This window comes from Parvibaculum sp. (assembly GCF_035511255.1).
GTDB lineage: Bacteria > Pseudomonadota > Alphaproteobacteria > Parvibaculales > Parvibaculaceae > Parvibaculum.
In genome coordinates this window covers 1-10,658 of sequence record NZ_DATKFR010000299.1, presented here as the reverse complement: position 1 = coordinate 10,658, position 10,658 = coordinate 1, and the positions used below count along the sequence as shown (strand labels likewise).

Below are 10,658 nucleotides of genomic sequence, written 5' to 3'. Positions count from 1 at the left end.
ATTTCGCCCTATGCGAGCTATGCCGAGTCGTTCCTGCAGGAAAGCTACGATGTCGATTATACGGGCGCGGCCTTCAAACCCACGCATGGCGAACAATATGAAGCCGGCGTGAAGTACCAGCCGCCGGGTACCTCGTCGCTCTTCACCGCCGCGGTCTTCGATCTCACGAAATCGAACATGCTGGTCACGGATTACGAGCATGCGGGCTTCAGCAAACAGACCGGCGAGACGAAATCGCGCGGCATCGAATTCGAAGCGCAAACCCGGATCGAGGATTTCTTCATCGACGCGAACTACTCCTTCGTCCAGACGCGCGATGCGGATGGCAGGACCGTCCAGACGGTGCCGAAGCATCAGGCGTCGGCCTGGGTGACCTGGCGTCCGGAGAATTTCTGGACGGGCTTCAAGGCGGGCGCCGGCATCCGTTATGTCGGTCCGAGCTATGGCTATCATTACGACGAGAACTGGGCGCTGTACCGCCTGACCGTGCCTTCCTTCACGCTGGGCGATGCGATGATCGGCTATGAGACCCCCGATTGGGACATCACCCTCAATGCGCGCAACATCACGGACGAGATCTATGTCGCCGCGGCCGAGGGAAATGGCGGCTATTACGGCGCACGCAGAACCGTGGTGCTGAAATTCGGCTATAATTTCTGAGCCAGATCGAAAGCGGGCACATCGTCCCCGGACACGAACCGGGACGATGTGCCCCGTTTGCCGTGACGCGCTTCACGTCCTAGAGTTGTCGGGGCCAAACGTCTTGCAACTCGTCCGGCAAACAGGAAAAGCATGGCTGTCGATCCGATCCCGGCGGACCTTCTCTACCGCGCCTGCGATCTTTCGCCTTTCACCTTCGAAACGACCGTCGAGCTCGAAGACTTGCCGGGTCTCGTCGGGCAGGACCGCGTGCTCGACGCGCTGCGGTTCGGAACAGGCATCAAGCGCCAGGGCTACAATCTTTTCGTGCTCGGGCCGGACGGCGCCGGCAAGCACGAGGCGGTGACGCGCTTTCTCGCCACCGTCGCCACGCGGCAGAAGGCGCCGTCGGACTGGGCCTATGTCAATAATTTCCAGGCCCCCAACAAGCCCATCGTGCTCGAAATCGCGGCGGGCTTGGCGCGCGTGCTGAAGGAGAGCATGGGCCGCGTCGTCGAGGAGTTGAAGGCGACGGTGCCCTCCATCCTCGAAAGCGAGGAATATCAGAACCGCCGCCAGTCGATCGACGAGGAATATCGCGAGCGCCAGGAGCAGACCTTCGAAGGATTGCGCGCCAAGGCCGAAGCCGAAGGCATTGCGCTGCTGCGCACGCCGGCGGGCTTTGCGCTGGCGCCGGTCCATCACGGCGACGGGCACGAGGGCGAAGTGCTGAAGCCCGACGAGTTCAATGCGCTGCCCGAGGCAGAGCGCAAGCGCATCGAGGGCGTCATCGGAACGCTGCAGAAGGAACTTGCCGAAACGCTGGAACGCATTCCGGCCTGGGAAAAGGAACATCGCACCCGTATCCAGAAGCTCAACAGCGAAGTCGCCGAGCGGCTGGTCGAGCAGGGGATGCGCGACATCCGGGCGCGCTTCGAGACCATGCCGGCGGTGCGCGACTGGCTGGGCAGCGTGGCGACCGACCTCATCGACAATATCGCGATCTTCGCGAGCGCGGGCGACCAGCAACAGCAACAGGCCGCGCTCGTTGCCCAGGCGATGGGGCAGGGACAGCCCGTGCCTTTCGGGGCGCTCGCGCCTTTCCGCCGCTACGAGGTCAATGTCGTCGTCGAGAACAACGACCTGAAGCGCCGTCCCGGCGCCTCGCCCTGGCAGGCGGAAACGGAGCCCGATGCGGGCGGCTATATCGGCGGCGGCGCGCCTATCGTCTATGAAGACCATCCGACATTGCAGAACCTTGTCGGCCGCGTCGAGCATCTGCCGCAGATGGGCGCGCTCATCACCGACTTCATGCTCATCAAGGGCGGGTCGCTGCACCGGGCGAATGGCGGCTATCTGCTCATCGACGCGCTGAAGATATTGCGCGAGCCGCTCGCCTGGGACGCGCTGAAGCGCACGCTTCGCCGGCGCAAGATCATCATCGAATCTCCCGGGGAGTTCCTGAGCCTTGTCAGCACCGTGTCGCTCGAACCCGATCCGGTGCCGCTCGATCTGAAGGTGATCCTCTTCGGCGACCGCTATCTCTATTACGTGCTGTCGAATGCCGATCCGGAATTCGGCGAGCTCTTCAAGGTTGCCGCCGACTTCGAGGACGAGTTCGATCGCGAGCCGGAGAACGATCTCCTTTATGCGCGCATGCTGGCGGGCCTCGCGCGCAAGGATGAGCTTCTGCCGCTGGACAAGTCGGCGGTCGGGCGGTCGGTCGAACGCGCCTCGCGGATCGCCGAAGACGCCGAGAAGATCTCGACGGCGGTGCGGCCCATCGCCGACCTGCTGCGCGAGGCGGACTATATCGCGCGCCTCGAAGATGCCGCCTGCATTTCCGCCCGGCATGTCGACGAGGCGATCGATGCGCAGATCGCGCGGGCGGACAGGATGCGCGAGCGCAGCCTCGAAATGATCACGCGCGATATCGTGATGATCGACACCGAAGGCGAGGTCATCGGCCAGGTGAACGGGCTTTCGGTTCTGTCGATGGGAACGGTCTCGTTCGGGCGGCCGAGCCGCATCACGGCGCGGGTGCGCATGGGGCTCGGCGGATCGCGCGTGCTCGACATCGAGCGCGAGGTCGATCTCGGCGGTCCCATCCATTCCAAGGGTGTGCTCATTCTGTCCGGCTATCTGTCGGCTACCTTTCTGCCGGAAATTCCCTTCTCGATGAGCGCGAGCCTCGTCTTCGAGCAATCCTATGGCGGCATCGACGGCGACAGTGCGTCCTCGGCCGAACTCTATGCACTGATCTCGGCGTTGGCCGAAGTGCCGATCGTGCAGGGGCTCGCGGTGACGGGCTCGGTCAACCAGCTCGGCGAGGTGCAGGCGATCGGCGGCGTCAACGACAAGATCGAGGGTTTCTTCGACATCTGCATGCGGCGCGGCCTGACCGGCGAACAGGGTGTGCTGATCCCGGCGGCCAATGTGAAGCACCTGATGCTCAGGCAGGATGTCGTCGACGCGGTGGAACGCGGCATGTTTGCGATCTATCCTGTCGAGCGGATCGAGGAGGGCGTCGAGCTGTTGATGGGTCGGATCGCCGGTGTGCGCGGGCCTGACGGCAAGTTCACGGCGGGGGGCGTCTATGCGCTGGCGGAAGCGCGGCTTGCCGCCTTTGCCGAGAACCAGCGGCGCTTCGCCCAGCGCAGCGGCGACGACAGCGGAAAGAAATAGACATGGTCGAGAAACCGGCCGCAACACCGCGCCCCGCCCGCCCGAGAAAGCGGGCGACGGCGGCCGCGCCGGTTTCTTCCAACACGCCGGCCGAAGCGCCAAAAGTGCAGAGCCGCATCGTCGTCGGGATCGACACGAATTTCATGGCGCGCGAGGCGCTGGCGCTGGCCGCCCGGCTCGCCGCCTCGGTCGATGCACGGCTGAAGGGCGTCTTCGTCGAGGACGAGAATCTTTTGTCGCTTTGCGGACTGCCTTTCGCGCGGGAAATCTCTTTCTCCGGCGAGGTACGGGGCGTCGATCACGAGCGCATGTTGCGGGCGATGCGGGCGCAGGCCGAAACGGCGCGGCGCGTGCTTCAGCGGATCGCGTCGGAAGCGCATGTCGACTGGAGCTTCGATGTGGCGCGGGGGCGGCCGCTCGCTCTCCTTGCCGCATCGGCGAATGCCGAGGACACGCTCGTCATCCGCGCACCGGATGCGAGTGCGCGCGAAGTCGGCCGCGCGGTGCGCGCCGCGCAGGAGACGCGGGCCGATGTGTTGCTGGTCGCCCGCGGCGTCGCGGCCAAGGGGCTGTTCGGCACGGCGATCGCAAGGCCGGACGCGCCGGGCATCGTGCCGCGGGGGGCAAGGCCCATCGCCGCCGTCGATGACGGGTCGAGCCTCGGGCAGAGCTGCGCCGCCTTTGCCGAGACGCTCGCCGCGCGGACGGGGCTTTCCTTCCATCGGCTTCATGTGCGCGGTCGCGATCCGGCCGAAATCGCCGCAGCGGCGCGCGCCGCCCATGCGGGATTGATCGTTATCAATGCCGGCTGGCTTGGCGGCGACGATGATGCCGCGAGGCTTTCGGCGGCGGCCGGATGCCCTCTGCTTCTACTCGGCGCCGAGCGCATCGCGAGGACGGCGCCTCCCACGACATAGCAAGGAGACGGTATCCATGAGTGTGCGCAAGATTCTCGTTCCGCTGTCGGGCATTGCCGCCGAGGCCGCCGTGATCGGCACGGCGCTGGCGGTGGCGCGGAATTTCGGCGCGCAGGTGGTGGGGCTTTTCGTGCGGCCCGACCCGACGGAGGCGCTGCCCTATCTCGGCGACGGCGTGTCGGGACAGGTGATAGAAGACCTGCTGAAAGCGGCGAAGGAAGGCTCGGATGCCGCATCGTCGCGGGCGCGGACGATGTTTGCCGACGCGGCGCAAAAGGCCGGCGTGGCGCTCGTGCAGACGAGCAACGCGAAGGCGTTGCCCTCGGCGCGCTTTCTCGACGTCACCGGCCATCGCGACGACGTCGTTGCCGCGCATGCCCAGCTTTCCGACATCATCGTTTTCGGCGAGGCGACGTCCGGCATCGCCGGCGGCAGCACGCTCGAGGCGGCGATGATGAGCGCCGGCCGTCCCGTGCTGATCGCGCCGAAGGCTGCGGTCGCTTCCATCGGCGGCACGGTCGCCATCGGCTGGGACGACAGCCCGGTCGCGGCCCATGCCGCGACGGCGGCGATCCCTTTTCTCGGCAAGGCGGAGAAGGTCGTCATCTTCAGCATCGGCGGCAAGGAACTCGACCCGATGCCGGCCGTTATGCTCGCCGACTACCTCGCGCTTCACGGTGTCGAAGCGGATGTCCATCTCGTCGATGCGCAAGGCCGCCCTGTCGGCAGCGTGCTGCTCGAACAGGCGGAGAAGGCGGGCGCCGATCTTCTCGTCGTCGGCGGGTACGGGCACAGCCGGTTGCGTGAATTCATTCTCGGCGGCGCGACGCAGCATATCCGCTCGCACGCCACCATCCCGGTTCTGATGGCGCATTGATCCTCGCGCCCCAATGAAGGAAGAAAAGCAATGACACTGTCCCGCGTCCGCATGGTTCTCGCGCGCAACGACGAATTCCCGGAAGGATCGGCGGCGCATGGCTACGATCTCGTGGTGCCGCTCGACGCTTCGGGCAAGCTCGATCCGGCCGCCTGGAAGAACCACACGAAGGATTGCGTCGTGCATCGCTTCTGGGCGAATGAGGACGACCAGAAGGGCCTGCTGCGCCACACCGGCAAGAGTTGGTTCATCGATTACGACGTGAGCCGCGAGGGCGACGAGGAGCCCTTCTTCAAGCTCGACCGGCACGAGGTGAAGGTGGGCGAATATCTCACCGTCGTCGAGGCCGACGGCGATCCGCATACGTTCCGCATCGTGAGCGTGGAGCCGTTTGCGAAGAAATGACATCCCCTTGGGTGTCATCCCGGCCTCGTGCCGGGATCCAGGGGCGACAAATACCGAGCGTGCGGCCCCTGGGCCCCGGGACAAGCCCGGGGTGACAATGTGTCGTGGCACGTCTTCTTTTCGTGCGCGAGGGAAGGAAGACGTGGATGGCCGGGTCAAGCCCGGCCATGACGATGAGAGAGGAGAAAAGCTCAGGCCCGCTTGCGCACCAGCACGTTGCCGGCCGAATAGCCCGCGCCGAAGCTGCAGATCAGGCCGAGGTCGCCTTCCTTCAGGTCTTCGCTGTATTTGCTGAAGGCGATGATCGAGCCGGCTGAGCTCGTATTCGCATATTCGTTGAGGATGTTCGGCTGCTCGCCCGGTTCGGGGTCGCGGCCCAGCACCTTGCGGCCGATGAAGTCGTTCATGCCCTTGTTGGCCTGATGGAGCCACATGCGCTTCAGGTCCTTCGGGTCGAGACCTTCTTCGGCCATGTGCTCGAGGATGAGCTGCGACACCATCGGCACGACTTCCTTGAAGACCTTGCGGCCTTCCTGCACGAAGAGCTTGTCTTTCGCGCCGACGCCTTCCGGCGTCGCGCGGTTGAGGAAGCCGAAATTGTTGCGGATGTTGTTCGAGAATTTCGTCAGGAGGCGCGTGCCGAGAATTTCCCATGCGCCCTTCGCGGTGCAGGTCTCTTCGCGCTCGACGACGATCGCGGTCGCGACGTCGCCGAAAATGAAGTGGCTGTCGCGGTCGCGGAAATTGAGATGGCCGGAGCAGATTTCGGGATCGACGATCAGCACGCAACGGACCGAGCCCGAGCGCAGCATGTCGTAGGCGGTCTGAATCGCGAAGGTCGCCGACGAACAGGCGACGTTCATGTCGAAGCCGAAGCCCTCGATGCCGAGAAGGTCCTGGACCTCGACGGCGATGGCCGGGTAGGGACGTTCGAGGTTCGAGCAGGCGACGAGCACCGCGTCGATGTCGGCCGGCGTCTTGTTCGCGCGGGCCATCGCCTTCTTCGCGGCGTCGACGGCCATTTCGGCGAGGATGCCGGGCTCGTCGTTCGAACGCTGGCGAAGACGCGGCGCCATGATCTCGGGATCGAGGATGCCGTCCTTGTTCATCACGAAGCGGGCTTCGATGCCCGAGGCCTTCTGGATGAACTCGACATTCGATTCGTTCAGCGGCTCGATCTCGCCCTTGGCGATGGCGGCCGCGTTCTTCTCATTGAAGGAACGGACGTAGGTGTTGAAGCTTTCGACGAGTTCCTGATTGCTGATCGAAAAAGGCGGCGTGAAAACGCCGGTCCCGCTGATGACGACTTTTGTCAATTGCTCACCTGATTAGTGTCGGCGCGACATTCGGCAGCCCGCGGGTTCATCCCGTTCTGGCCCGGCCGGACGCTCGCGTCCCTCCCCGTTTTGATCGGGGGCTAAACTAGAACACCCCGGCGATGGTTTCCACTCCCTAACCATAAGTTGGTGAACGGGCCGCGCGAACGACGAAAATCCGCCGCGCCGGGGCGGCGGGCGGGGAAATGAGGAGAGTGCTCAGGATTGGAGCGGGACACCGGCGTACGCGGTCTCAGGAGAGCAATGAGGGTCCGCGCACGCTGGCTGGGTCCCGTGACGCCGGCCTTTTCAGGCCGTCGCCGCCGGACTCATGGTCTCGCGACCGGAGGTCGAGCGCGCGCCATTGTCGGCGCCCGCATCGGTCGCCTCCACCTGGCCGCTGATCTTGCCCCCCTGCTCGACCTTGAGTTCGCCATAACGGACGGTGCCGGTGATGCGGCCCGTCGAATTGATGGTCAGGCATTTGCGTACGACGAGCGTGCCGTCGAACTTGCCGTTGATTTCCGCCTGGTCGACGGTGGCCTCGCCGCGGACCTCGCCCGTCTCGCTGATGGTCAGCGTTCCGCTTTCGATCGTCGCCTGCACGTCGCCTTCGATGACGAGGCTGTCGCAGGACTGAATTTTGCCTTCGAGCTTCAGACCGCGCCCGACGTGAAGATTGGCCGGCGTCGTGTTGGAAGAGGCCGACGTCGAATGGGATTGAAGCGTGCGCACGGCTGGCTTCCTCACTTCATATGCGGGGGTCACCACGCGATTGGCAGATGCGATTTCGTTTTCGGTCTGCGCCGTCTTTTCGACGATGCGACCCGGGGGCGGAAGCATGTCCTGCTGTCCGTCCGTCGTCGACGTTGAATCCGAAGTGTCCTTCGGGCGTTTGAACATCGTCCCTGGCCTCCCTCCGCTGTTTGCTGACAAGCGGCAAAACTAGAGCCACAAATTGACCTGCATGCGTCCATATTGTGGCGAAAGCGTGCGGTGGTAAAAAGAAACTTCGTTCAGCGTGATTTCGATACTGCCAGTTGCGCGCAGGCCTTGTGGCGCGGACAGTTCACCATGTGATCGTTGACCATACCGACGGCTTGCGCAAACGCATAAACGATGGTCGGACCGCAAAAGCGGAATCCCTTGGATTTCAGCGCCTTCGAGAGCTTCTGGCTCATCTCCGTTTCCGCCGGCACATCGCGCATGCTCTTCCATTTGTTCTGCAGCGGCTTGCCGTCGACGAAGCTCCAGATGAAGCCCGAGAAGCCTCCATTCTGGTCCATGATATCGGCATAGGCGCGCGCATTGCCGATGGTCGCTTCGATCTTGCCGCGATGGCGGATGATGCCTTCGTTCTTCAAAAGCTTCTCGACGCGGGCCGGCGTGTAGCGCGCGATGCGCTCGGGATCGAAATGGTCGAAGGCCTCGCGAAAATTTTCCCGCTTCCTGAGGATCGTGATCCAGGAAAGACCCGCCTGGAAGCCGTCGAGGATCAGCTTTTCGAAAAGCGCGCGGTCGTCATATTCGGGGACGCCCCATTCGGTGTCGTGATAGGCGAGATAAAGCGGATCGGTGCCGGGCCATGTGCAGCCTTGCGTCGCTTCGACTTTCGCGATGGGGTTCGCTTCAGGCTTCATCGGCTTCGCCTTCAAGTTCGAATGTCGCCCAGACCGGCTTTTCCGGCGTCAGGCTCGCGTCGCCGGCTTCGAGCACGGCGCCGTCGATCAGATCGAGGCGAAGCAGAGCGAGAGCGCGGTTCGTTTCCGCGTCGCCGGAGAAGATCATGCCGGCCTCGCGGCCCGACGAGCGGACCGGCGTATGAGGCTTGGGCAGATTGCCTTCGACGAGAACGGGAAGGAGGCGCTTTCTGACGCTGCCGCGCCGCTTGGTGCGCGAGGTTACTTCCTGACCGACGAAGCAGCCCTTCTTGAAGTCGATGCCGTTCAGCTCGTCGAAATTGGCTTCGAGCGGGAAGGTGCGATCCGGCTCGAAGTCGCGGGCCGCGTCACCGACGCCGAGCGCGATGCGGTGACGGTGATAGTCGGCGGGCGTCGCGGCTTCGGCTCCCTGCACGGGATCGCTGGACTTCGGCAGGACGGCGCGGAAGCCCAGCCCGGCGAAGCGCGGATCGGCGGAAGCGCCGGCGGGTGCCGCCTCGCCGCCCCAATAGACGGCGACCGCATGGCTCGATGTCAGGTCGTCGAAGGTCACCTGGGCGCGCAGCTTGTAAAAGGTAAGGCGCTTCATCAGATCGGGCAGGCGGGCGCCGTCGCAATCGAGGAGCAGGCCGTCGCCCTCCGCATGGACGAAGAAGTCGAAGAGGAACTTGCCTTGCGGAGTCAGCAGGCCGGCATAGATCGCCCGGCCAGGCTCCACGAGATCGATATTGTTGGTGATGAGTCCTTGGAGGAAAGGCCGCGCCTCGGCGCCGCCGACCCGCAATACCCCCCGCTCCGGCAGGACAGTCGCCTTCAGCCCGGTCATGTTTCTTCTTCGACTTCCGTTCTCGGTGAACCGCCCGTCCCGGCGCGGTCCGTCACATCTGGTGAGCCGTCCCGGCTCCCGCAAGGAGGTTCCCTTGGCAGGGTGGGGCGGCACTCCTATACTCCGCACCCTTTTTCACCTCAGGGCAAGATCGGCGTTCGGCCGGATGCGCATTCTCTTCATCACCTCGAACCGGATCGGCGACGCCGTGCTGTCGACGGGGCTGCTTGCCGGCCTGATGGAGCGCTATCCGGGCGCCAAATTCTGGGTCGCCTGCGGGCCGCTCGCCGTGCCGATTTTCGAGCATGCGCCGGGGGTCGAGAAGGTCATCGTCCTCAAAAAAATGCCCCGGGCCGGGCATTGGCGGAAGCTTCTGGGCGCGACCATGTTCCGGCGTTTCGAGGCCGTGGTCGATCTTCGGGGCTCGGCGACCGCCTTTCTACTCTGGACACGCAAGCGCCATATCCTGCGCGCGAACCATACGCTGCACAGGGTCATTCACAATGCAGGCGTCGCCGGCTTCGATCCGGCGCCCTGGCCGCGCGTCTGGCCGGGCGAGGCGGCGCGTCGCCGCGCCCGCGAGATCATCCCCGACGGACGGCCGGTGCTTGCCATCGGGCCGTCCGCATCCTGGAAGATGAAGATGTGGCCGATCGAATATCAGGCCGAGCTTGTCCGGCGGCTGACGGGGCCGGGCGGCCCGCTCGAAGGCGTATACGTCCTCGTCGCCGCCGCGCCGGGAGAGAACAAGCTCGCACAACCGATCCTCGAGGCGGTCCCGGTGGAGCGGCGCATCGAGCTCATCGGCGAGGATCTGAGCCTCGTCGCGGCCTGTTTTGAGCGTGTGCGACTTTATATAGGCAATGATTCCGGGCTGATGCATCTGTCGGCGGCGGCGGGCGCGCCGACGCTCGGGCTGTTCGGACCGACGCCGGACGGACGCTACGATCCCTGGGGCACCAATACCGCGCAGGTGCGGGGGCCGCGCTCGCATGAAGAGATCATCGCCCAGGAGGGGCGCAGCACCGGACGTTCGGCGATGTACGATCTCAGCGTCGATAAGGTCTATGATGCGGCCTGCGCCCTTCTCGCGCGGACGGAACCCTCGAAGCAAAAGGAAATCGCGTGAGCGCCAGCTACGATCTCATTTTCCGGGGCGGCACCATCGTCAATCATGACGGCGTCGGCATTGGCGACGTCGCGGTGAAGGACGGGCGCATCGCCGCCATCGGCGATCTTGCCCGCGCGAGCGCCGGCGAGACGGTCGACGTGACAGGGCTCCATGTGCTGCCCGGCGTCGTCGACAGCCAGGTGCATCTGCGCGAGCCCGGC

Annotated in this window: 10 protein-coding genes and 1 pseudogene; 7 read left to right on the top strand and 4 right to left on the bottom strand. The window is 64.7% G+C overall.

Annotated features, from left to right (window positions below; genetic code table 11):
- The 5 genes from VMR03_RS11825 to VMR03_RS11805 all read left to right on the top strand — a co-directional run.
- Positions 1-660: TonB-dependent siderophore receptor (locus VMR03_RS11825; RefSeq protein WP_325405447.1), on the top strand; the 660-nt coding region annotated here is incomplete at its 5' end.
- 132 nt (positions 661-792) lie between these two features.
- Positions 793-3,324 (top strand): ATP-binding protein, encoded by a 2,532-nt coding sequence (locus VMR03_RS11820; RefSeq protein ID WP_325405446.1) that lies wholly within the window; start codon positions 793-795, stop codon positions 3,322-3,324.
- Between the two features lie 2 nt (positions 3,325-3,326).
- On the top strand, positions 3,327-4,241 hold the full coding sequence (locus tag VMR03_RS11815) for a hypothetical protein (RefSeq protein WP_325405444.1): 915 nt from the start codon (positions 3,327-3,329) through the stop codon (positions 4,239-4,241).
- A gap of 16 nt (positions 4,242-4,257) precedes the next feature.
- Positions 4,258-5,118, top strand: a complete 861-nt coding sequence (locus tag VMR03_RS11810; protein WP_325405443.1) for a universal stress protein — start codon at positions 4,258-4,260, stop codon at positions 5,116-5,118.
- A 30-nt stretch (positions 5,119-5,148) separates the two neighbouring features.
- Entirely contained in the window at positions 5,149-5,523 is a 375-nt protein-coding gene (locus tag VMR03_RS11805; protein WP_325405441.1) for a hypothetical protein, read from the top strand.
- A 191-nt stretch (positions 5,524-5,714) separates the two neighbouring features.
- On the opposite strand, the gene VMR03_RS11800 is transcribed toward VMR03_RS11805, so the two are convergent.
- The 4 genes from VMR03_RS11800 to VMR03_RS11785 form a co-directional block, all read right to left on the bottom strand.
- The gene (locus VMR03_RS11800) at positions 5,715-6,839 is read right to left on the bottom strand and encodes a beta-ketoacyl-ACP synthase III (protein WP_325405439.1); all 1,125 of its coding nucleotides are present in this window, start codon (positions 6,837-6,839) and stop codon (positions 5,715-5,717) included.
- Between the two features lie 309 nt (positions 6,840-7,148).
- On the bottom strand, positions 7,149-7,682 hold the full coding sequence (locus VMR03_RS11795; RefSeq protein ID WP_325405438.1) for a polymer-forming cytoskeletal protein: 534 nt from the start codon (positions 7,680-7,682) through the stop codon (positions 7,149-7,151).
- A gap of 173 nt (positions 7,683-7,855) precedes the next feature.
- A complete protein-coding gene (locus VMR03_RS11790; protein WP_325405436.1) occupies positions 7,856-8,479 on the bottom strand; it encodes a DNA-3-methyladenine glycosylase I in 624 nt (207 codons plus the stop codon).
- On the bottom strand, positions 8,469-9,326 hold the full coding sequence (locus tag VMR03_RS11785; RefSeq protein ID WP_325405434.1) for a folate-binding protein: 858 nt from the start codon (positions 9,324-9,326) through the stop codon (positions 8,469-8,471). Before VMR03_RS11785 ends, VMR03_RS11790 begins: the two co-directional genes overlap by 11 nt.
- A 166-nt stretch (positions 9,327-9,492) precedes the next feature.
- On the opposite strand from VMR03_RS11785, the gene VMR03_RS11780 reads away from it, so the two are divergent.
- Together VMR03_RS11780 and VMR03_RS11775 are read left to right on the top strand one after the other, a co-directional pair.
- The gene (locus tag VMR03_RS11780) at positions 9,493-10,455 is read left to right on the top strand and encodes a glycosyltransferase family 9 protein (protein ID WP_325405432.1); all 963 of its coding nucleotides are present in this window, start codon (positions 9,493-9,495) and stop codon (positions 10,453-10,455) included.
- Positions 10,452-10,658: pseudogene (locus VMR03_RS11775) on the top strand (dihydroorotase); the annotation flags it as partial. The gene VMR03_RS11780 and the pseudogene VMR03_RS11775, both read left to right, overlap by 4 nt.

Bases quoted from the DNA above. Each gene is read 5' to 3' on its own strand.
- VMR03_RS11785 (WP_325405434.1), bottom strand. From the start codon at position 9,326: ATGACCGGGCTGAAGGCGACTGTCCTGCCGGAGCGGGGGGTATTGCGG.
- VMR03_RS11795 (WP_325405438.1), bottom strand. From the start codon at position 7,682: ATGCTTCCGCCCCCGGGTCGCATCGTCGAAAAGACGGCGCAGACCGAA.
- VMR03_RS11810 (WP_325405443.1), top strand. From the start codon at position 4,258: ATGAGTGTGCGCAAGATTCTCGTTCCGCTGTCGGGCATTGCCGCCGAG.
- VMR03_RS11780 (WP_325405432.1), top strand. From the start codon at position 9,493: ATGCGCATTCTCTTCATCACCTCGAACCGGATCGGCGACGCCGTGCTG.
- VMR03_RS11820 (WP_325405446.1), top strand. From the start codon at position 793: ATGGCTGTCGATCCGATCCCGGCGGACCTTCTCTACCGCGCCTGCGAT.
- VMR03_RS11790 (WP_325405436.1), bottom strand. From the start codon at position 8,479: ATGAAGCCTGAAGCGAACCCCATCGCGAAAGTCGAAGCGACGCAAGGC.
- VMR03_RS11805 (WP_325405441.1), top strand. From the start codon at position 5,149: ATGACACTGTCCCGCGTCCGCATGGTTCTCGCGCGCAACGACGAATTC.
- VMR03_RS11815 (WP_325405444.1), top strand. From the start codon at position 3,327: ATGGTCGAGAAACCGGCCGCAACACCGCGCCCCGCCCGCCCGAGAAAG.